Here is a 19,787-nt window from a genome sequence, read left to right as displayed (position 1 = left end):
GTGGGGGCGGAGTTCGGCGGTCGTCTCTAGGCGCGCAGGGCTTCGACTGCCTGCGCGAGGGCCTGCGGCACATCGGGGACAAGGGCGTGCGCTCCGTCTCGTACGACATGCCGGCCGCCCACGACCGTGTGCCGTACGTCGGCCGCCGTCGCCGCGAATACGGCCGTCTCGGCGCCCAGGCGCGGCACCGGCCCCGCTGTTCTGACCGAGTCGAGGGCGATCGTCGTGAAGTCGGCGAGCGCGCCCGCTTCGAGGATGCCCGCGTCCTGCCAGCCGAGGGCCGCGTGGCCGTCGGCGGAGGCGGCGCGCAGCAGGGCGGCCGCCGTCCAGTGACCGCGGGTGCGGGTGCGCAGGCGCTCGTTCAGCTCCATCGCGCGGGCCTCTTCGAGCAGGTCGATGACGGCGTGGCTGTCGGAGCCGAGGGAGAGGGGCGAGCCGGCTCGCTGGAGGGCGACGGCGGGGCCGATGCCGTCCGCCAGGTCCCGTTCCGTCGTCGGGCACATGCACGTGCCCGTCCGGGAGTCGCCCAGCAGCGCGATGTCCTCGTCCGTGAGGTGCGTGTTGTGGACGCCTGTCGTGCGGGAGCCGAGCACGCCGTGGTCGGCGAGCAGTCGCGTCGGGGTGCACCCGTGCGCGGCCTGGCAGGCGTCGTTCTCCGCCGTCTGCTCCGACAGATGCACGTGCAGCGGGGCCCGCCGCTCCTCGGCCCAGCGCGCGACCGTCGCCAGCTGTCCGGCGGGCACGGCCCGTACGGAGTGGATGGCCGCACCGATCCGTGCGTGATCACGGTCCTTGAGAAGTGAAGAGCGTTCCGCCCAGGCCTCCGCGCTGCCGTCGGAGAAGCGGAGCTGGTGGTGGTTGGGCGGCTGTCCGAAGCCGGAGGACACGTAGACCGTGTCGAGGAGGGTGATCCGGATGCCGGCCTCGCCCGCGGCCGCGATGAGCGCCTCGCCCATCGCGTTCGGGTCGGCGTACGGGGTGCCGCCGGGGTTGTGGTGCACGTAGTGGAACTCGCCGACGGCCGTGACGCCCGCGAGCGCCATCTCCGCGTACACGGTGCGGGCGAGCGCGTGGTACGTGTCCGGGGTCAGCTTGTCCGCGAAGGAGTACATGATCTCGCGCCAGGTCCAGAAGGTGCCGGAGCCGACCTGGACGGTGCCGCGCAGGGCGCGGTGGAAGGCGTGCGAGTGGGCGTTGGCGAGGCCGGGGAGGGTCAGTCCGCGGAGGATCTCGGCGCCGGGGGGCGGGGTGGCGGTGTTCTCGCGGACGGCGGTGATCCGGCCGTCCGTCACGTCCAGGGCCACGCCCGGCTCGACGTGGGTGTCGAGCCAGGCGTGTTCAAGCCAGTACGTCTGCGTCACCTGCAGGCCAGCCCTTCGAGTACGTCGGCGAGTGCGGTCACCCCGGCCACGCAGTCGTCCTCGGCGGCGTACTCGGCCGGGGAGTGCGAGACACCCGTGGGGTTGCGTACGAACAGCATGGCGGTCGGGACGGTCCCGGAGAGGATTCCGGCGTCGTGTCCGGCGCCCGTGCCCAGGACGGGAACCGTGAGTCCCACGGCCCCTTCCCCGTCCTTGCCCAGGATGCGGGCGAGCTCGTCGCGCAGGGCGTGCTCGAACTCGACGACGGGGGTGAACGACTCGCGGACGACGTCGAGTTCGACGCCCTGGGCCTCCGCGTACTCGCGGGCGGCCTTCTCGACGCCGGTGACGACCGTGTCGAGGGTCGCCTGGTCGGCGGCGCGGGAGTCGAGCCAGCCGCGCACGAGGGAGGGGATGGCGTTCACGCCGTTCGGCTCGACGGAGATCTTGCCGAAGGTGGCGACGGCGCCGGCGAGCTGGGCTTCGCGGCGGGCGGCGAGCACGGTCTCGGCGTACGACAGCATCGGGTCGCGGCGGTCGACGAGCCGGGTGGTGCCCGCGTGGTTGGCCTCGCCCCGGAAGTCGAAGCGCCAGCGGCCGTGCGGCCAGATGGCGCTGGCGATGCCGACCTGGTCGCCGCTGAGGTCGAGGGCGCGGCCCTGCTCGACGTGCAGTTCGACGAAGGCGCCGATGCGGGCGAGGCGCTCGGGGTCGGGACCGATGGTGTCGGGGTCGTGTCCGGCGCGCTCCATGGCCTGCGGGAGCGTGATGCCGTCGCCGTCGGTCAGCCGGTGCGCCTGCTCGACGGTGAGCTGTCCGGCGGCCAGCCGGGAGCCGACGCAGGCGAGTCCGAAGCGGGCGCCCTCCTCGTCGCCGAAGTTGACGATGGCGAGGGGGCGGGTGAACTCGGCCTTCCTGGCGCGCAGTTCGTCCAGGGCGGCGAAGGACGACACGACGCCGAGGGGCCCGTCGAAGGCCCCGCCGTCGGGCACGGAGTCCAGGTGGGACCCGGTGACCACGGCGTCGCCCTCGGCGGGGTCGCCGAGCCAGGCCCACTGGTTGCCGTTGCGGTCCAGCTCGTAGCGCAGCCCGCGGGACTCGGCCTGGGCCCGGAACCAGGCCCGGCAGTCGGCGTCGGCCCCGGTCCAGGCGAAGCGGCGGTAGCCGCCGGAGGCGGAGCTGCGGCCGATCGGCAGCAGCTCCGCCCACATGCTTTGGAAGGTCACGCGGCGCCGCCCTCGTCGCCTTCGCGCATCGGGATGCGCACGCCGCGCTCCTGGGCAACGGACTCGGCGATGTCGTACCCGGCGTCGACGTGCCGGATGACGCCCATGCCGGGGTCGTTGGTGAGCACACGGCGGATCTTCTCGCCGGCCAGCTTGGTGCCGTCGGCGACGGACACCTGCCCGGCGTGGATGGAGCGGCCCATGCCGACGCCACCGCCGTGGTGGATGGAGACCCAGGAGGCGCCGGAGGCGACGTTCACCATGGCGTTCAGCAGCGGCCAGTCGGCGATCGCGTCGGAGCCGTCGAGCATGGCCTCGGTCTCGCGGTACGGGGAGGCGACGGAGCCGCAGTCGAGGTGGTCGCGGCCGATGGCCAGGGGCGCGGCGAGCTCGCCGGACGCCACCATGTCGTTGAAGCGCTCGCCGGCCTTGTCGCGCTCGCCGTAGCCGAGCCAGCAGATACGGGCGGGCAGGCCCTGGAAGTGGACGCGCTCGCCGGCCAGCTTGATCCAGCGGTGCAGGGACTCGTTCTCGGGGAAGAGGTCGAGGATCGCCTTGTCGGTCTTGGCGATGTCGGACGCCTCGCCGGACAGGGCGGCCCAGCGGAAGGGGCCCTTGCCCTCGGAGAAAAGGGGGCGGATGTAGGCGGGGACGAAGCCGGGGAAGGCGAACGCGCGGTCGTACCCGGCGAGCTGGGCCTCGCCGCGGATCGAGTTGCCGTAGTCGAAGACCTCGGCGCCGGCGTCCATGAAGCCGACCATCGCCTCGACGTGCTTGGCCATGGACTCCCGGGCGCGGGTGGTGAAGCCCGCCGGGTCCTTGGCGGCCGCGTCGGCCATGTCGTCGAAGTCGATGCCGACGGGGAGGTAGGCCAGCGGGTCGTGGGCCGAGGTCTGGTCGGTCACGATGTCGATCGGGGCGCTCTCGGCGAGCATGCGGGGCAGCAGCTCGGCGGCGTTGCCCAGAAGGCCGATGGAGAGCGGCTTGCGCTGGTCGCGGGCCTCGACGGCGAGCTGGAGGGCGTGCTCCAGGGAGTCGGCCTTCACGTCCAGGTAGCGGTGCTCGATGCGGCGCTCGATCGCCCGCGGGTCGACGTCGATACAGATCGCGACGCCGTCGTTCATCGTCACGGCGAGCGGCTGGGCGCCGCCCATGCCGCCGAGACCGGCGGTCAGGGTGATGGTGCCCGCGAGCGTGCCGTTGAACTTCTTGGCGGCGACGGCGGCGAAGGTCTCGTAGGTGCCCTGGAGGATGCCCTGGGTGCCGATGTAGATCCAGGAGCCGGCGGTCATCTGGCCGTACATCGTGAGGCCGAGGGCCTCCAGACGGCGGAACTCCTCCCAGTTCGCCCAGTCGCCGACCAGGTTGGAGTTGGCGATGAGGACGCGCGGGGCCCACTCGTGGGTCTGCATGACGCCGACGGGCCGGCCGGACTGGACGAGCATCGTCTCGTCCTGCTTGAGGGTCCGCAGCGTGCGGACCATGGCGTCGAAGGAGCGCCAGTCACGGGCGGCCTTGCCGGTGCCGCCGTAGACGACGAGCTTGTCGGGGTGCTCGGCGACCTCGGGGTCGAGGTTGTTCTGCAGCATCCGCAGGGCGGCTTCCTGCTGCCATCCCAGGGCACTCAGTTCCGTACCGCGCGGCGCTCGGACGGGGCGGGGTCCTGACATGGTCTGCCTCCCAGCGGACTGTTGCAGTAGATATTCACATCCTGACTTCTTGAATAGAGCTAGTCAATAGATGAGTGGGCCAGCGGGGGCGTGGCGCGGATGTTTGGCTGGGATGTATAGGCACAGACAGGGACACGATGGAGGATTCAGTGAGCGATGGGGCGGCAGGGACCGGGGTGTCTTCGACGGGGACGCCTTCGACCGGGATGCCTTCAGCGGCGGCGCCTTCGGGTGGGGCGCCTTCGGCGGGCGGGGGCGAGTCCGGCTCCGATCGCGTGGCGCGGCGCGACGATGCCGTCCGGGCCGCCGTGGAGCATGGACTGCTGGGGCCCGAGGCCCCCATCATCGCCCTCCTCGACGTTCCCGGCATCAAGGCCTCGGTGGCGGAGCTGCGGGCCGCCTTCGACGCGGTGACGGCGCCGGGCACACCCGTGCTCCACGCCTTCGCGGTGAAGGCGACCCCGCTGGTGCCCGTACTGCGACTGCTGCACGAGCACGGCATCGGCGCGGAGGTCGCGAGCCCCGGCGAGCTCGCCCTCGCACGGGCGGCCGGCGTGCCGCCCTCCGAGACCGTGCTCGACTCACCCGCCAAGACGATCGCCGAGCTGCGCGAGGCGCTGGCACTGGGCATCGCCGTCAACGCGGACAATCCGCAGGAGCTGGACCGCATCGACGGCCTGATCGGGGACCTGCCCGGCGGACCGAGCGGCGGTCCCGCGGGATCCTCGCACCCCGGCTCCCCCCGCTCCCCCATCGGAATCCGGGTGAACCCACAGGTCGGCGGGGGTTCCATCGAGGCGTTGTCCACGGCGACGGCGACCTCGAAGTTCGGGGTCGCGCTGCGCGACGAGGGTGCCCGGGAGTGGATCGTCCAGGCGTACGCCGACCGGCCGTGGCTGACCCGGCTGCACGCGCACACCGGATCGCAGGGCATTCCGCTCTCGCTGATGGCGCGGGGGATCGCGGAGACGTACGCACTCGCCGAGGAGATCAACCGGCGTGTCGGGCGGCAGCAGATCGACACACTCGACATCGGCGGCGGACTGCCGGTCAACTTCGGCTCCGACGTCACGACCCCGACGTACGCGCAGTACGCACGGCTGCTCGCCGAGGCGGTGCCGGGGCTCTTCGACGGGCGGTACGGGCTGGTCACCGAGTTCGGGCGGTCGCTGCTGGCCAAGCACGGGACCGTGGTCGCGCGGGTCGAGTACACGAAGTCCGCCGGAGGCCGGCCGGTCGCGGTCACGCACGCCGGGGTGCAGATCGCGACCCGCACGGTGTACGCGCCCGGGGCCTGGCCACTGCGGATCGCCGCGTACGACACGAAGGGGCAGCCCAAGGCGGGGCCGGACGTCGTCCAGGACATCGCGGGGCCCGCCTGTTTCGCGGGCGACCTGCTCGCCGAGGGGCGCGCGCTCCCGCTGCTCGAACAGGGCGACTACGCGGCTGCGCTGGACACGGGCGCGTACTACTTCGCCCACCACTACGCGTACAACTCCCTGGCCCGGCCGGGCGTTTACGGCTTCGCGTCGGTCGAGGGCGGGAACGGCGACGGCGGCCGGAGTACGGACGTGCGGTTCGCGGTCGTACGGGAGCCGCAGGGCGTCGAGGAGATCGTCGCGGAGTCGGGCGGCGCGCGGCCGACAGCACTCACGGCGCTGTAGCACCCGGCACCCGGCACCCCGAAATAGAACACGGCGTGCGTGGCCTCGCCGCGCACCCCGGTGGACCTGCGAGCGCCCCCCGGTGCGCCTTCACAACGCCCTCACCAGCATCCGAACAGCGTGAAGAGGACTGAAAATATGGTCAGTTGACCCACCTTAGTCACCGCGCGCATGTTCCACAGGAAAATGCCAGATCCCTCACCCGTAGCGCACACGTTGCGTAACTTCGGCGTCACTCGGCCGAACCCTTTGGCGGGAGGGGATACGTGGTGCCCGGAATCGACGAGTGCCTACTGGAAGCCATGCGACTGCCCGGTGCCCGGGGCGCCGCGGTGGTCGACTGGACCAGCGGGCTGGCCCTGGGCACGGTCGGGGACGCCCCGGGCGGTGACCACGAGACGACCGCGGCGGAAGCGGCGGAGCTCGCCCGGCTCGCCGCGGAGCACAAGGCGTTCGCCCCGTCCGACGGGTCCGACTGGTCCGAGCAGGAGACCCCGGTCGAGGACCTGATCGTCAGCAACCGTGACAGCTACCACCTGCTGCGGTTCGTCAGGACCACGTTCGACAGCAGCGTGTTCCTGCATCTGTGGCTGGACCGGGCGGACGGCAATCTCGCGCTGGCCCGGATCCGGCTCGGTGAGATGGCCGGACGGCTGGTGCTGGGATGACGACGGTCAGAACACCGCCCGCACCCGAACTCGCCGTGCGCAAGGACAACGGCCAAGACCACGACAAGCACAACGACACCAACACCAGCACCGACACCGACACGGACAGGGCGGCGGTCCCCGTCGGCCTCTCGCCCATGCTCAGCCGACTCGCCGCCGAGCGGGCCACCGGCGTGCTGGTGCGCGAGCGCGGGGTGCTCTACCTCTGTGACGGCGAGGTCGTGCACGCCGAGAGCCCCGCCACCCCCTCGCTCGACGTGCTGCTCACCGCGCGCGGAGTGCTGGCGGCCGAGTCCTGGCGGGAGGCGGTGGCCGAGGCCGGGGCGCGGCGGCGGGTCGGACGGTTCCTGGTCGAGCGCGGCCGGATCGCCGAGGGCGCGCTGGAGCTGTGCCATCTCGGGGCGCTGTACGACGCGGCGTACTTCGTGCTGGGGCCGAGCAGCACTCCGGCCCGGTTCCGGTACGGGGCCGCGCACTGGCTCGGTCCGGTGCGTCCCGTCTCCGTGGCCGCGGTGGAGCGTGAGACGCTGCGCCGCCGCCAACTGCTGCACCGGGTCTGGCCCGACCCGGCGACGGACACCGCCCCGTTGGCGCGCGCCCGGCGCGCCGCCGAGCCGTCGGTCCCCCTGCGCCAGTGGGCCGTGCTCGGCCGGGTGGACGGTCTGCGGACGGCGTCGGACATCTCGCTCGCCCTGGGGCGGCCCGCGTTCCACACCCTCGTCGACGTCCGCCGGCTGGCCGCGGCCGGGTTCGTCACGGCGGCGAACGCGCCGGAGCGTGCGCCGTTGCCCAAGGTGCTCACCCAGTCTTCCGCCGATCCCGACGTCGCGTTGTTGCGCCGGCTCCGAGACGCGCTGGAGGCCCTGTGATCCGCGCGCTGCGACAGCGTGCCGAGAGGAGACTGCTGATGGCGGCGGAACCCGAAGTCCTCGACGAGCTGCACCGGTTGAGGGCCCGCGTGCCCCAGTTGACCGGTGCGCTGGCGGCCAGCGTCGACGGACTCGTACTCGCCCACGACACGCCCGGAGTGGAGCCCGAGGGCGTGGCCGCGCTCACCGCGGCCGCGCTGGGGGTGGCCGTGCGGATGGCGGACGCCACCGGGCAGGGCGAGTTCCGCGAACTGCTGGTGCGCGGCGTCGACGGCTATGTGGCGACGTACGCGGCGGGCGGCTCCGCCGTGCTGACGCTGCTGGCCCAGGACCGGGTCAATGTCGGCCGGCTGCATCTGGAGGGGCGCCGTTCCGGTACCCGGATCGGCGAGCTCGTGGAGGCCGCGACGGCGCGCGGTGAACCGGTCGCTCCGGCGCGGGCTCCCGCGCGGCCCGCCTCCATGCCGACGCGCACCCGTACGGCGCGCGGCACGCCCCGCACGCCCCCGACCCCGACCCCCAACGCCCCCACCGCATCGGAAAGCTGACCGAAGAGTCGGCCCGAGAGTCGGACCGAAAAGTCGGGCCGACAACCCGAAAGGAAGAACCACACCATGACCAACACCGAAACCGCGCTGAAGGAAGCACTCGCCTCCATCGAGGGCGCGACCGGAGCCGCCCTCGTCGACTACACCAGCGGAATGGCGCTGGGCACGATCGGCGGCAGCAAGGGCTTCGACCTCACCGTGGCGGCGGCCGGCAACACCGACGTGGTCCGCGCCAAGATCCGCACCATGGAGCACCTCGGGCTGAAGGGCGAGATCGAGGACATCCTGATCACGCTGTCCGACCAGTACCACCTGATCCGGCTGATCAAGGGGCGCGGCGGCAACGGGCTCTTCCTGTACCTGGTCCTCGACGCCAAGCGGGCCAACCTGGCGATGGCCCGGCACCAGCTGAAGAGGATCGAGGCGGACCTCGAGGTGTAGCGACCCTCGGTCGCCGCCTCGGGTCAGCGGCGTCGCGCTCCGCCGGGCGCGGCGTCGCCGGCCGCCACTCCGATGGCCCGGCAGGCCTTGACCGGCTTTCCGGCGGGAGCACCGGCGCGTCGGCCGAGCCAGTCGACGCGCACCCAGATCAGGGCCTCCTCGGCCCGTTCCCGGCGCCCGAGCCAGCCGGCCTTCAGCCACAGCCCGACGCCCGCACCGGCGAGCAGCATGCCGCCCGCGGCGGGCACCGCCAAGGAGCTGCCGAGCGCGGCCACGAAGGCGAGCAGCAGCCACCGGCGATGACCCCGGCGCCAGTTGCGTACCGTCACGGCCCGGTCCTGGAGCACGTCCTGCTTGCTCGCGCGTGCGGCCGAGCGGACGAGTGCGGCGTACCGCTTCCTGCGGGTGTACGCCACCACGACGGCCGCGAGGATGAACAGCGCGGCCCCGGCCATGACCCCGATCCGGCGTCCGGTCAGCCCCGGCAACAGCACCCCGATACCGGCCGCGAACACCCCGAACCACCACAGTGGTGCCGCCCCGGCCCTCACCACGACGGCCACCCGAGCCAGGCCCTGCCCTCCGCGCGCCACGTTCTCCGCCTCCCGTGCTTGCGTCTTCGGCTGCTTGCGTCTTCAGCGTCTTTGGGCGCGCACGCTAACGAGCGAAGGTGAGACGAGTCTGAGAAGCGGGGCCACTCCACCGAACCGTGACTACTCCGCCGAACCCCGGCCCCCGCATGGGACCGCGGCTACTCCACGAACAGGCCCCTGGCCGCCGCCCGCGCGTCGAACTCCTCCAGCCGCGTCTGGGCGTCCGGGATGTCGTCGCACATCGCTTCCAGAAGGACGCGCCCGAGGAGCATCGGGGAGCAGGCCGTGTCGAAGGCGAGTCCGGTGCCGACGGCGGCGGGCAGGAGAAGGTCCGAGACCTTGGCGACCGGCGCGAACGCGGAGTCCGCGACCGTCACCACCGTCAGCCCGGCCCCCTTGGCGTAGGCGAGCGAGTCCACGACCTCGCGCGGGTGGCGGGGCAGCGCGAAGCAGAGCAGGGCGGTGGCTCCGGCGTGGACGGCCGCGTCGATGCGGTCGTGCAGCATGGTGCCGCCCTCGTGCAGCAGCCGTACGTCCGGGTGGACCTTGGCGGCGAAGTACGCGAAGCCGTACGCCTGGGAGGCGGCGGCGCGCAGTCCGAGCACCGGGAGCGGACGGGAGGCGGCGAGCAGCCGTCCCGCGCGCTGCACCGGGCGCGGGTCGGCGAGCACCTCGGCGAGGTGCTTCAGGTTCTCGATCTCGGCCTCGACGGCCTGCTGGTACTCGTTGTACGAGCCCGGGGTCGCCGACTGTTCGGTGGGCGCGACCTCGCGCAGGTGCTTGCGCAGCGCCGGGTAGCCGTCGAAGCCGAGCGCGACCGCGAAGCGGGTGACGGAGGGCTGGCTGACCCCGGCGAGTTCGGCGAGTTCGACGCTGGAGAGGAACGGCACGTCGGCGGCGCTGCGCACCATGCTGTGCGCGATGCGCCGCTGGGTGGGCGTCAGCCGGTGCCCCTCGAAGAGCGCCTGCAGCCGCCCGGCGGGACTGTCCATCACGCTCTCGTCGGCCTTCACACCGGCATCCATGCCGGCTTTCACGTCGGCTTTCACGCCGCCGGCTTTCACGTCGGCCTTCACGCCGGCCTTCGCCTCCGCGCTCACGTCCATGCTCCTGTCCACGCTCATGACTCGCTCCCCCTCCAGATGTCCGTGAACCGGTCGAGCAGCGCGGCCGCCGCCGTCACGTCGTCCGTCAGCGGCCGGTCGGTCTGGTCCAGGCCGAGCACGGACTCGGCCAGTTCCATCGCCCGTCCGACCGGCAGCTCCGGGTCGGGCCGCAGATCGCGCTGGCGCAGCGCCCGTACGGCGGAGACCAGTTCGCAGCCCACGACGAGACGGTAGGCACCGCACGCCCGCAGTGTCTGCCGTGCGGCGAGCGAGGCGAAGCTCGCCTGTTCCTCGACGCCCCGGGAGAGTACAGCGTGGCCGAGCGAGGCGGGCGCGGAGAAGGCGCGCAGGTCGCCGAGGGCGGCCGCGGCGGCGTACTCCAGGATCATCACGCCGGAGGACGCGGGCTCGTGGTCGGCGAGGAAGGGGCGCAGGCGGGTGTAGGCGGGTTCGTTGAGGGTGGAGAGCCGCGAGGTCGACAGCCGCGCCACCTGTGTGACGGCGAGCCTGAAGTGGTCCAGCGCGAGGGCGAGTTGAGCCTGGTAGAAGCCGCCGTGGTGGTACGCGGCCATGTCCTCGGGTGAGATGAGGGGGTTCTCGGCGGCGGCGTTGATCTCGACGACCAGGACCCCTTCGAGGGCGTCCGCGGCGTCCTGCGCGGGCCCGTGGATCTGCGGGACGCACCGGAAGCCGTACGGGTCCTGGATCCGCCCGAGCGGCGGGGTGGGCCGGTCCGCCGCTCCGATCAACTCCCGCATCCGACGGGCGACTTCGGCCGAGCCCTTGTGCGGGCGCGCGGCGTGCACGGGTGCCGCGTACGCCTCGTGCGATCCGTCGACGGCCAGCAGTGACAGCGCGGCGACGACCTGTGTGGCCTCGATCAGCCCCCGCAGTTCGTCCAGGGCGAGCGCGGACTGCCCGAGGGTGAGGGCGTTGCTGCTGATGAGGGCGAGGGCGTCGTTGTTGTCGAGGGGCTGGGGTTCGGGGGGCAGGCCCTGTCCGACGGACGACACCTCCTCCCCGAAGGACGTCACCCTCTCCCCGAGACCGAGCGGCGACAGCCCCTGAGCCGACGGACCGTGGCTCTGGCCCTGGCTCTGACCCTGACTCTGGCTCTGGCTCTGGCTCTGGCCCTGGCCCTGGCCCTGGGACGACACTCCCTGCCCCGCTAGCGGCGCCCCCTGTCCCGGGGACCGCGGCCCGGACGGTACGGACGACGTCCGTGAGCCGTCCGGCCCCCGCCAGGGATGCTCCCCCACCAGCGCCAGCCCCACCTGGGCCAGCGCCGCGATATCCCCCGTACCCACCGACCCGAACTCGTTCACGACCGGGTACGCGCCGGTCTCCAGGGCCTCGCACAGAGCTGTGACGACGGTGGGGCGCAGGCCCGCTCCGCCCGCCAGGAGCTGGTTGGCGCGGACGGCGAGCATGGCCCGGACCTGGCGGGCGGGGAGCTCCTCACCGATGGCACCGGCGTGGCTGCGCAGCAGGCGCAGCCCGTGCTCGGCGGCGGCCTCGGTCGGCACGTCCTCGTTCCGGTTGGCGCCGACGCCGGTGGAGCGCCCGTAGACGCGGCCGGTGGCGGCGATCTGCCGGGCTGCGTCCCAGGACTGCTCGACGCGCTTCATCGCCTCGGTGCCGGGAACGGGCCGCGCGGCCCCGTCGGCGAGCCGCACGATGTCGGCGACACCGGTGCTGCACCCGTCGAGCACCACCAGACCGGCGGTGAGACCGGCCACCACCGCACTCGGCGTGTCCGCATTTCGAGACGACATAGAGCTCAAACTCCCCTCAATCCCGACATTGGATCTTGCCTGGCGGTCATAAGTAACCAGCGATTAACACCGGGCCGTTGACAACCTATTCAGGTACAGAGAACTCTGCATGACGATATGCAGACCGGGCAAGGGACACCTCATGATCCAGTTCGACACGGTCCACAAGCGCTTCCCCAACGGCACCACCGCAGTCCACGACCTCTCTCTGGAGATGCCGGAAGGGGGCGTGACCGTCCTCGTCGGATCTTCCGGTTGCGGTAAGACCACCACCCTCCGGATGATCAACCGGATGGTCGATCCGACCTCCGGCACCATCCGCGTCGGCGGCAAGGACGTCCTCGAGCAGGACGCGGCCGAACTGCGCCGTTCCATCGGCTACGTCATCCAGCAGGCCGGCCTCTTCCCGCACCGCACGGTGCTCGACAACATCGCCACCGTGCCGCTGCTGCTGGGCTGGGGCCGCAAGAAGGCCAGGGCGCGGGCGGCCGAGCTCCTGGAGACCGTCGGTCTCGCCGCCGACGCCGGCAAGCGCTACCCGCACCAGCTCTCCGGCGGCCAGCAGCAGCGCGTCGGCGTGGCCCGCGCGCTCGCCGCCGACCCGCCCGTCCTGCTCATGGACGAGCCCTTCGGCGCGGTCGACCCGGTCGTCCGCACCCAGCTCCAGGACGAACTGCTCCGCCTCCAGAAGGAGCTCAGCAAGACCATCGTCTTCGTCACCCACGACATCGACGAGGCCGTCCGGCTCGGCGACCAGATCGCGATCTTCCGCACCGGCGGCCATCTGGTGCAGTGCGCGACCCCGGCCGACCTGCTCGCCCGCCCCGCGGACGACTTCGTCGCCGACTTCCTCGGCGCCGAGCGGGGCCTCAAGCTCCTCTCGCTCCAGCACCTCGCCGACGTACCGCAGGGCGCGGCCCCCGAGGGCGGCGCCTGGACCCTCGTCCTCGACGAGGCCCGCAAGCCGCGGCACTGGCGTGCGACGGCGGACGACGCCGAACTCCCCGTACGACCGCTCAAGGACACCGACTCCCTGCTGGCGGCGCTCAACGAGTCCATCGCCTCGCCCACCGGACTGGTGGCACGTGTGGACGCCGACGGCGTGCTCACCGGCGTCACCTCCCGCGACGACATCCACGAGCACGCGAGCAAGGCGCACGGCACCCACGGCACCGCGAGCGTGGCGATATGACCGTCGACTGGTCCTGGATAGGCGACCACACCCACGACCTCGCCTCCCTCGCCCTCTCCCACCTCCAGGCCGCGCTGCTGGCCGTCTTCTTCGGCCTGCTGATCTCCCTCCCGCTGGCCGTCGTGGCCCACCGGGTGCGCGCCCTGCGCGGCGTGCTTCTCGGCCTCTCGAACGTCCTGTTCACGATCCCGTCGATCGCGATCTTCGTCCTCCTGCTCCCGGTGAGCGGCCTGACCCGCACCACCACGGTCATCGGCCTGACGGTCTACACCCTGGTCGTCCTGCTCCGGAACACGGTCGAGGGCCTCGACTCGGTCCCCGTGAAGACCAAGGAAGCCGCCAAGGCGATGGGCACCCGCCCGCTGCGGACCCTGCTCACCGTCGAACTCCCGCTCGCCCTCCCCGTGATCATGGCGGGCGTCCGGATCGCGACGGTCATGTCGATCTCCCTGGTCTCCGTCGCCACCTACATCGGCGACGGCGGACTCGGCCAGCTCTTCACGGACGGCTTCCAGCGCAACTTCCCGACGCCGGTGATCGTCGGCGTGGTCCTGACCCTGCTGCTCGCGCTGGTCGCGGACGCGCTGCTGGTCGCGATCCAGTACGTACTCACTCCGTGGACGAGGCGGCGAGCCTGACATGTACGAACTCTTCAAGAACCTCGCCAAGTGGCTGGTCAGCGGCGATCAGTGGGCCGGCACCGACGGCATCGCGCACCGCATCGCGGAGCACCTGGAGTACTCGCTCTTCGCCACGCTCATCGCGGCCGCGATCGCGCTGCCGCTGGGCCTGCTGATCGGTCACACCGGCAAGGGCGCGTTCCTCGCCATCAACCTGTCCTCCTTCGGCCGCGCGCTGCCGACCGTGGGCCTGGTCGTCCTGGTCTTCCTGGACAGCGGCCTGTCCCTGTGGTCGGTGTACGTGGCCCTTGTCGTCCTCGCGGTACCGGCCATCGTCACCAACACCTACGCCGGCATGAGCGCCGTCGACCCGGAGGTGAAGGACGCGGCGCGGGGCCAGGGCATGCGCGGCCACCAGGTCCTGTTCCAGGTCGAGATCCCGCTCGCCCTTCCCCTGATCATGACGGGCCTGCGTCTCTCCCTCATCCAGGTGGTGTCCACCGCCACGATCGCCGCGTACGTCAGCTTCGGCGGCCTCGGCCGGTACGTCTTCGACGGCCTGGCGCAGCGCGACCTCGTCCAGGTCCTCGGCGGGGCGGCGCTGGTCGCGATCGTCGCCGTCGTGCTCGACCTCGCGCTGGCCGGACTCCAGCGCTACCTGTTCCGTCACCGTCGTACCGCCGCCCACTGAGGAGCCGAAGAACCATGAACCGTAGGACTCTGCTCGGCGGCCTCTTCGCCGCGGCCTCCGTCCCCGCCCTGGCCGCCTGCAGCAGCGGCATCACCTCGCTCGACAGCTCCAGCAGCGGCAGCGGTGGCGGCTCCGGATCGAGCGCCGGCGGCCTGACCATCGGCACCGCCAACTTCAGCGAGAACCAGATCCTCGGCTACCTGTACGCGGGTGTCCTGGGAGCCGCGGGCATCAAGACGAAGGTCCGCCCCAACCTCGGCTCGCGCGAGATCGTCGTGCCCGCGCTGGAGGGCGGCGACATCGACCTCCTCCCCGAGTACCAGGGCAGCCTGCTCCTGTACCTGGACGCGAAGGCCACGGACACCGAGGCCGGCGCGATGCAGAACACGCTGACGACCGTGCTCCCCGGCGGCCTCGAAGTCCTCCCCTACGCGGCGGCCGAGGACCGCGACAGCTTCGCCGTCACCAAGGAGACGGCGGCCAAGTACGGTCTGACCTCCCTCGCCGACCTGCGCAAGGCCAACGGCGAACTGGTCCTGGGTGCCGCCGCCGAGATGAAGAAGCGGGTCGTCGGCGTGGTGGGCCTCAAGGACCGCTACGGCGTGGAGTTCAAGGAGTTCAAGTCCCTCGACTCCTCGGGCCCGTTGGTCAAGGGCGCCCTGAAGAAGGGCGACATCGACGTCGCCAACGTCTTCACCACGGACGTGGACGTCATCGAGAACGGCTGGGTCGTCCTCACCGACCCCCTCAACCTGATCCCCTCCCAGCACATCGTCCCCCTCATCGCCTCCCGCAAGGCCGACGCGAAGGTCCGCAAGGCCCTGGCCACCCTCGGCAACGTCCTCACCTCCGAGGAACTGACCAAGCTCAACCGCCTGGTGGACAAGGAGAAGAAGGACCCGGACGCGGTCGCCGACGCGTGGCTGAAGAGCAAGAAGCTGGCGTGAGCGGTCGGGTGCCGTCGGGGCCGGGGGGGCATTCCCTCGCCCCCGCCGCCCCTACCCGTCCCATCCTCAACCTGGGGCTCCGCCCCCAGGCCCCCCGGGTGGGTTTGTCGGCTGCGGGTGAGTGGGGGCTGGTCGCGCAGTTCCCCGCGCCCCTCACAAGCGCCGGCGCGCGTCTTTCAGCCCGTCCGGCGTTTGAGGACGAGGCCGTTCAGGCCGATCGGGGGTTTGGGGGCGGAGCCCCCGAGTGGGGATGGGACGGGTAGGGGCGGCGGGGGCGCGGAACCTGGGGACTACACCCGGACCGCTGAGCCCCGTTCGCTCATCCTCGGCGCGCACAGGATCCGCTTCTTGCGGACCCGTTTCCCCTCGATCGCCGCGACGGTCAGGCGTGCGGCCTCCGCGGCGATCTCCGGGAGGCCCCAGTCCACCGTGGTCAGCGGTGGGGTGAGGACCCGGGACACGGGGTGGTCGTCGAAGCCGACCACGGAGACGTCCCGGCCGACGGAGAGCGAGGCCTCGGCGGCGGCGGCGTACACCCCGTACGCCAGTGAGTCGGAGAAGCAGAAGACGGCGGTCGCGGGCCGGGGCCCGTCCAGGAGGCGTCGGGCGACGACCGTGGCCTCGCCCAACTCCTGCGGACAGGGGACCAGTTCGGCACGCAGCCCGAGCCGTTCGGCGGCCTCGCGGACGTACACGTCGGCGGGCCGGTCGGGCGTGCTCGGCCGGGTCGGGGTCAGCACGGTCACCCGGCGGTGGCCGAGCCCGTAGAGATATTCCAGGACGGAGTCGATGCCGGCCCGGTTGTCGAAGATGACCTGCCCGGCGGTACGGGCCGTGCTGAGCGAGTCGCCGACGGCCACCACCGGCAACGCCTCGGCGATCGCCGCCCACCCCTCGGCCGAGGGGTTCACCGGCGACACCAGCAGCGCGTCGACACGCTGGTCGCGCAGCTGCTTGGCGAGCTTCAGCTCACGGTCGGGGTCGCCGCCCGCGTCGAGGATCAGCGCGTAGCGGTCGCCGGCCAGCAGCTCACGGCCGATGGCGGCCATCAGCTGCTGCTGCCAGAGGTCCTGGAGATCGCCCGCCAGGACACCGACCATGCTGGTGCGACCGCTGGCGAGGGCGCGGGCGATGGGGTCGGCCTCGTAGCCGAGGTCGGCGGCGGCCTTGCGCACCCGTTCCTCGGTCTCCTTCGAGACGTGCTTGCCACGCAGGGCGTAGGAGACGGCGGCGGTGGAGAGGCCCGTGGCCTCGGCCACCTCCCGGAGGGTGGTGCGCTTATTGGGCCTGGCCATGCCGGGAAGCCTACCGGGACGCGTCCACATTGTGGGCGCACGGCCCGGTCGGCCCCTGGCCGATCCTCCGGCCGACCCCCCACCCGCACCGCCTCCACCCCCGTCTCCGCCCCCGCCCACACCCCGCCCACACCCAGTCCCCGCCCCGTCCGCACGCTTGACGCCTCCTTGTTAACCGCTTAAGTTAATCGCATCAGTGAAGCGCTTAACCTCAGTACACCCAGCGAGGACCGCCGCGTGCCCACCGACGTCCACCAGCACATCTGGCCGCCCGCCTTCGTCGAGCTGCTGCGCGCCCGCACCGCACCGCCGTACCTCGACGGCTGGACCCTGCACCTGGCGGGCGAGCCGCCGTACGAGGTCGCCCCGGCCGACCACGACGTCACGGCCCGCACCGCGCTCGCCCACGCCGACGGCCTGGACCTGGCCCTGGTCTCCCTCTCCAGCCCGCTCGGCATCGAACACCTGCCGTCCGCCGAGGCCGCCCCGCTGCTCGCCGCCTTCCACGACGGCGCCCTCGCGCTCCCGGCCCCCTTCGGCGTCTGGGCCTCCGCCTGCCTGTCGGAACCGGACCCAGACGCGGTCGAGCGCGAACTCCGCCGCGGCTGCGCGGGCCTCCAGCTCCCCGCCACCGCCCTGCTGGACGCGGCCGGCTGGGACTTCTGCGCGCCCCTCCTCGACGCCCTCACCCGCCACGACAAGCCGCTGTTCGTCCACCCGGGAACGGCCCCGCCCACCCCTGGCACCCCGCCCTGGTGGCCCGCGCTGGTCCCGTACGTCCACCAGATGCACGCGTCCTGGTTCGCCTTCCGCGCCTTCGGCCGCACCCGTCACCCCCGTCTGCGCGTCTGTTTCGCCGCCCTCGCGGGCCTCGCCCCACTGCACGGCGAGCGGTTCGCGGCGCGCGGCGGCGGGCGTGGGGAGGTCGACTTCAACGCCTTCTACGAGACCTCGTCGTACGGGACGCGCGCCGTGGACTCGCTGGTGCGGGCCGTCGGCATCGACGTGGTCGTCAGCGGCAGCGACCGCCCCTACGCCTCCCCCACCGTCCCCGACCTCGGCGCGGCTGCCGCCGTCCACGCCCTGCGCACCGCCAACCCCGCCCGCCTCCTGAAGGGAGCCACCCCATGACGTACGAGGCCCTGCCGGACCGCACGCTCGACAAGCGCGAGCTCCAGGCCCTCGTCGACGACCTCGCCACCCGCCCCGAACTCTGGCGCGAACAGGTCGCGTTCTCCGACGAGGAGCGGCACTACGCGTCGCTGTACCGCGACGAGTACGTCGATGTCTGGCTGCTGTGCTGGACCCGGCGCAACGACACCGGCTGGCACGACCACGACATCTCCTCCGGCGCGGTCGGCGTCGTGCAGGGAGCGCTGACCGAGTCCAACCCGCGCATCGGCGGCAGCCATCTGTCCGTCACCGTCGGCACGGGCGAGTCCTTCTGCTTCGGTCCCGAGCACATCCACCGTCTCACCGGCGCCACCGACGACGCGGTGTCGATCCACGCGTACTCGCCGCCGCTGTGGCGCCTGGGCCAGTACGACATCACCGAGGACGGCCTGATGCGCCGGATCTCCGTCTCGTACGCGGACGAACTGCGGCCCCTGGACCTCCCCGCGGACAGCTCCGCCGCCGGATCAAGGGGCGGTATCCCGGCAGCGATGATCTGACGACGATTCAATCAAGGATCATTAAATCGACACTCAGGGTGAGTGTGCGTGTGCGTACGGTGATTTGGCGCTACAGGCACAACTCCTGAGGGAGCGTCATGCCCTCGAACCGCAGGGCCTTTCTGGCGGCGACCACCGCCTCCGTACTCACCACCACGGCGTCGGCTCCGGCCGTCGCCGCACCCCGCTCCCGGCCGGCGACCGCCCGCGCGGCGCTCGACGAACTCCTCGCGGGCAACAGGCGGTACGCCGCCGGACGTCCCCGTCATCCGCACGAGGAGCGCGCCCGGCGGCATGTCCTCGCCGCCGGGCAGCACCCGTTCGCGGTCGTCGTCGGCTGCATCGACTCCCGCGTCCCGCCCGAGCTGGTCTTCGACCAGGGGATCGGGGACCTGCTCTGCATAAGGACCGCCGGGCAGGTGCTCGACGAGGCGGTCCTCGGATCCATCCAGTACGGGGTGGAGGAGCTGGGCGTTCCCCTCGTGCTGGTACTGGGGCACGAGCGCTGCGGGGCCGTCGCGGCGACGCTCGAACACCTCCGTACCGGGGCGCCCGTGCCCGGCCATCTCGGCCTTCTGGTGGACGAGATCACGCCGGCGGCGCTCCGTACCCGGGCGGTGCCCGGGGACTGGGCCGACCACACCGTGCGGGCGCACGCGGCCTGGGTCCGGGACGCGATCCGGGCGGACCCGGCCTTCACCCCGGCGCATGTGGCCGCCGCGCGGTTCGACCTCGACTCCAGCCTGGTCACCCTCCTCCCCTAGAGCGTGTCCGGCGGATGTCGGGTCTCACGGCGGCCGGCGCGACCGGTGCGCTCGGGGTACTGGCCCCGGCTGCGCCCCCGGGGGGGTGCAGCCCAGCCCCGACAGGGGGGCTATCCCCAGTGCCACGGGGGCCGTCGCTCCCTAACCTGGACAGCATGACCGGTAGGGAAGCGGGCGGCGACGCCGAACTGAAGAAGGAACTCGACGCCACCCTGCACGCACGCAGGGAGTTGGGCGAGGAATACGAGTCCGCGCTCGTCGACTCGTTCCTGGAGAAGGTCGAACAGCGCCTCGACGGCGCGGTGGACCGCCGGGTACGGCGGCAGCTGGCCGAGCAGCAGATGGTGGTGGCCCGCGGTACGCGCTCCCCGGAGGGGACGTCGGATTCGTGGGGGGAGCGCTTCGGCTTCGGGATCGTGTCACTGGTCCTGGCGGTCCCTCTGTCCGCGATCGGCGGCGGCGTGGCGCATCTGTCCGGCCTGTTGGTCGCCTGGGCCGGCATCGTGGGCGTCAACGTGGTCCAGGCCGCGCGCGTCACCCCGAACTTCTTCGGCCGCCGCAGGGGCAGGTCGGACTCCGACTGGGAGGACTAGGTCCTGTCGTCAAATTCCCGTCGTCCGCCCGGAGGGCGGGCCCCGCGGGGTCAGGTGCGTGCTCTCGGCGTGCCGGGCGCAGGCCCTCGTA

General features: G+C 72.2%; 20 protein-coding genes. 13 read left to right on the top strand and 7 right to left on the bottom strand.

Features of this window, described 5'->3' with window-relative positions:
• Positions 1-26: 26 nt before the first annotated feature.
• The 3 genes from ACFVWD_RS31265 to hutU are packed head-to-tail and all read right to left on the bottom strand — an operon-like array spanning position 27 to position 4,257.
• Positions 27-1,367 carry a formimidoylglutamate deiminase gene (locus ACFVWD_RS31265; protein ID WP_389600989.1) on the bottom strand — a complete coding sequence of 447 codons (1,341 nt, stop codon included), beginning with the start codon at positions 1,365-1,367 and terminating at the stop codon, positions 27-29.
• Positions 1,358-2,587: an allantoate amidohydrolase gene (locus ACFVWD_RS31260; protein ID WP_389600914.1), complete on the bottom strand. Its 1,230-nt coding sequence runs from the start codon at positions 2,585-2,587 to the stop codon at positions 1,358-1,360. The genes ACFVWD_RS31265 and ACFVWD_RS31260 overlap by 10 nt, the downstream gene beginning before the upstream one ends.
• Positions 2,584-4,257, bottom strand: a complete 1,674-nt coding sequence (gene hutU, locus ACFVWD_RS31255; RefSeq protein WP_389600913.1) for a urocanate hydratase — start codon at positions 4,255-4,257, stop codon at positions 2,584-2,586. The genes ACFVWD_RS31260 and hutU overlap by 4 nt, the downstream gene beginning before the upstream one ends.
• A 206-nt stretch (positions 4,258-4,463) precedes the next feature.
• On the opposite strand from hutU, the gene ACFVWD_RS31250 reads away from it, so the two are divergent.
• From ACFVWD_RS31250 to ACFVWD_RS31230, 5 genes are all read left to right on the top strand, one after another.
• Positions 4,464-5,921, top strand: coding sequence for a diaminopimelate decarboxylase (locus ACFVWD_RS31250; protein ID WP_389600911.1), 1,458 nt, complete (start codon positions 4,464-4,466; stop codon positions 5,919-5,921).
• A 269-nt stretch (positions 5,922-6,190) separates the two neighbouring features.
• The gene (locus ACFVWD_RS31245) at positions 6,191-6,589 is read left to right on the top strand and encodes a hypothetical protein (protein WP_054236907.1); all 399 of its coding nucleotides are present in this window, start codon (positions 6,191-6,193) and stop codon (positions 6,587-6,589) included.
• Positions 6,590-6,726: 137 nt separating this feature from the next.
• A complete protein-coding gene (locus ACFVWD_RS31240; RefSeq protein WP_385383618.1) occupies positions 6,727-7,458 on the top strand; it encodes a transcriptional regulator in 732 nt (243 codons plus the stop codon).
• A 38-nt stretch (positions 7,459-7,496) separates the two neighbouring features.
• On the top strand, positions 7,497-8,006 hold the full coding sequence (locus tag ACFVWD_RS31235) for a roadblock/LC7 domain-containing protein (protein ID WP_389600910.1): 510 nt from the start codon (positions 7,497-7,499) through the stop codon (positions 8,004-8,006).
• 66 nt (positions 8,007-8,072) lie between these two features.
• Complete coding sequence (locus ACFVWD_RS31230) at positions 8,073-8,447, top strand: hypothetical protein (RefSeq protein ID WP_389600908.1); 375 nt, start codon at positions 8,073-8,075, stop codon at positions 8,445-8,447.
• A gap of 23 nt (positions 8,448-8,470) precedes the next feature.
• Here the strand turns inward: ACFVWD_RS31230 and ACFVWD_RS31225 are convergent, their stop codons facing one another.
• The 3 genes from ACFVWD_RS31225 to ACFVWD_RS31215 form a co-directional block, all read right to left on the bottom strand.
• Positions 8,471-9,040: a hypothetical protein gene (locus ACFVWD_RS31225; RefSeq protein WP_389600906.1), complete on the bottom strand. Its 570-nt coding sequence runs from the start codon at positions 9,038-9,040 to the stop codon at positions 8,471-8,473.
• Between the two features lie 158 nt (positions 9,041-9,198).
• Positions 9,199-10,065: a MurR/RpiR family transcriptional regulator gene (locus tag ACFVWD_RS31220; RefSeq protein ID WP_389600987.1), complete on the bottom strand. Its 867-nt coding sequence runs from the start codon at positions 10,063-10,065 to the stop codon at positions 9,199-9,201.
• 95 nt (positions 10,066-10,160) lie between these two features.
• Positions 10,161-11,921 (bottom strand): aromatic amino acid ammonia-lyase, encoded by a 1,761-nt coding sequence (locus ACFVWD_RS31215; RefSeq protein ID WP_389600904.1) that lies wholly within the window; start codon positions 11,919-11,921, stop codon positions 10,161-10,163.
• Positions 11,922-12,063: 142 nt separating this feature from the next.
• Here ACFVWD_RS31215 and ACFVWD_RS31210 point away from each other — a divergent pair, with 142 nt between their 5' ends.
• From ACFVWD_RS31210 to ACFVWD_RS31195, 4 genes are read left to right on the top strand one after another with little or no spacing between them, the layout of a single operon-like run.
• Positions 12,064-13,113: an ABC transporter ATP-binding protein gene (locus tag ACFVWD_RS31210; RefSeq protein WP_168509045.1), complete on the top strand. Its 1,050-nt coding sequence runs from the start codon at positions 12,064-12,066 to the stop codon at positions 13,111-13,113.
• Positions 13,110-13,751, top strand: a complete 642-nt coding sequence (locus ACFVWD_RS31205; RefSeq protein ID WP_168509046.1) for an ABC transporter permease — start codon at positions 13,110-13,112, stop codon at positions 13,749-13,751. Before ACFVWD_RS31210 ends, ACFVWD_RS31205 begins: the two co-directional genes overlap by 4 nt.
• A 1-nt stretch (position 13,752) precedes the next feature.
• The gene (locus ACFVWD_RS31200) at positions 13,753-14,424 is read left to right on the top strand and encodes an ABC transporter permease (RefSeq protein ID WP_389600902.1); all 672 of its coding nucleotides are present in this window, start codon (positions 13,753-13,755) and stop codon (positions 14,422-14,424) included.
• 14 nt (positions 14,425-14,438) lie between these two features.
• Entirely contained in the window at positions 14,439-15,371 is a 933-nt protein-coding gene (locus tag ACFVWD_RS31195; RefSeq protein ID WP_389600900.1) for an ABC transporter substrate-binding protein, read from the top strand.
• Positions 15,372-15,661: 290 nt separating this feature from the next.
• Here ACFVWD_RS31195 and ACFVWD_RS31190 read toward each other — a convergent pair whose 3' ends face one another.
• Positions 15,662-16,666 (bottom strand): LacI family DNA-binding transcriptional regulator, encoded by a 1,005-nt coding sequence (locus tag ACFVWD_RS31190; RefSeq protein ID WP_389600899.1) that lies wholly within the window; start codon positions 16,664-16,666, stop codon positions 15,662-15,664.
• 237 nt (positions 16,667-16,903) lie between these two features.
• Here ACFVWD_RS31190 and ACFVWD_RS31185 point away from each other — a divergent pair, with 237 nt between their 5' ends.
• The 4 genes from ACFVWD_RS31185 (at position 16,904) to ACFVWD_RS31170 (ending at position 19,696) form a co-directional block, all read left to right on the top strand.
• Positions 16,904-17,797, top strand: coding sequence for an amidohydrolase (locus ACFVWD_RS31185; RefSeq protein ID WP_389600897.1), 894 nt, complete (start codon positions 16,904-16,906; stop codon positions 17,795-17,797).
• Positions 17,794-18,339 (top strand): cysteine dioxygenase, encoded by a 546-nt coding sequence (locus tag ACFVWD_RS31180; RefSeq protein WP_385383533.1) that lies wholly within the window; start codon positions 17,794-17,796, stop codon positions 18,337-18,339. Before ACFVWD_RS31185 ends, ACFVWD_RS31180 begins: the two co-directional genes overlap by 4 nt.
• Before the next feature lie 98 nt (positions 18,340-18,437).
• Positions 18,438-19,103 (top strand): carbonic anhydrase, encoded by a 666-nt coding sequence (locus ACFVWD_RS31175; protein ID WP_389600895.1) that lies wholly within the window; start codon positions 18,438-18,440, stop codon positions 19,101-19,103.
• A 155-nt stretch (positions 19,104-19,258) separates the two neighbouring features.
• On the top strand, positions 19,259-19,696 hold the full coding sequence (locus ACFVWD_RS31170) for a hypothetical protein (RefSeq protein ID WP_389600894.1): 438 nt from the start codon (positions 19,259-19,261) through the stop codon (positions 19,694-19,696).
• The last annotated feature ends 91 nt before the right edge of the window (positions 19,697-19,787 follow it).

This window comes from Streptomyces sp. NPDC058086 (assembly GCF_042885015.1).
GTDB lineage: Bacteria > Actinomycetota > Actinomycetes > Streptomycetales > Streptomycetaceae > Streptomyces.
This window is presented reverse-complemented; position numbering and strand designations above follow the sequence as displayed.

Bases quoted from the DNA above. Each gene is read 5' to 3' on its own strand.
- hutU (WP_389600913.1), bottom strand. From the start codon at position 4,257: ATGTCAGGACCCCGCCCCGTCCGAGCGCCGCGCGGTACGGAACTGAGT.
- ACFVWD_RS31250 (WP_389600911.1), top strand. From the start codon at position 4,464: ATGCCTTCAGCGGCGGCGCCTTCGGGTGGGGCGCCTTCGGCGGGCGGG.
- ACFVWD_RS31240 (WP_385383618.1), top strand. From the start codon at position 6,727: ATGCTCAGCCGACTCGCCGCCGAGCGGGCCACCGGCGTGCTGGTGCGC.
- ACFVWD_RS31235 (WP_389600910.1), top strand. From the start codon at position 7,497: ATGGCGGCGGAACCCGAAGTCCTCGACGAGCTGCACCGGTTGAGGGCC.
- ACFVWD_RS31230 (WP_389600908.1), top strand. From the start codon at position 8,073: ATGACCAACACCGAAACCGCGCTGAAGGAAGCACTCGCCTCCATCGAG.
- ACFVWD_RS31220 (WP_389600987.1), bottom strand. From the start codon at position 10,065: ATGGATGCCGGTGTGAAGGCCGACGAGAGCGTGATGGACAGTCCCGCC.
- ACFVWD_RS31215 (WP_389600904.1), bottom strand. From the start codon at position 11,921: ATGTCGTCTCGAAATGCGGACACGCCGAGTGCGGTGGTGGCCGGTCTC.
- ACFVWD_RS31210 (WP_168509045.1), top strand. From the start codon at position 12,064: ATGATCCAGTTCGACACGGTCCACAAGCGCTTCCCCAACGGCACCACC.
- ACFVWD_RS31205 (WP_168509046.1), top strand. From the start codon at position 13,110: ATGACCGTCGACTGGTCCTGGATAGGCGACCACACCCACGACCTCGCC.
- ACFVWD_RS31200 (WP_389600902.1), top strand. From the start codon at position 13,753: ATGTACGAACTCTTCAAGAACCTCGCCAAGTGGCTGGTCAGCGGCGAT.
- ACFVWD_RS31195 (WP_389600900.1), top strand. From the start codon at position 14,439: ATGAACCGTAGGACTCTGCTCGGCGGCCTCTTCGCCGCGGCCTCCGTC.
- ACFVWD_RS31190 (WP_389600899.1), bottom strand. From the start codon at position 16,666: ATGGCCAGGCCCAATAAGCGCACCACCCTCCGGGAGGTGGCCGAGGCC.
- ACFVWD_RS31180 (WP_385383533.1), top strand. From the start codon at position 17,794: ATGACGTACGAGGCCCTGCCGGACCGCACGCTCGACAAGCGCGAGCTC.
- ACFVWD_RS31175 (WP_389600895.1), top strand. From the start codon at position 18,438: ATGCCCTCGAACCGCAGGGCCTTTCTGGCGGCGACCACCGCCTCCGTA.
- ACFVWD_RS31170 (WP_389600894.1), top strand. From the start codon at position 19,259: ATGACCGGTAGGGAAGCGGGCGGCGACGCCGAACTGAAGAAGGAACTC.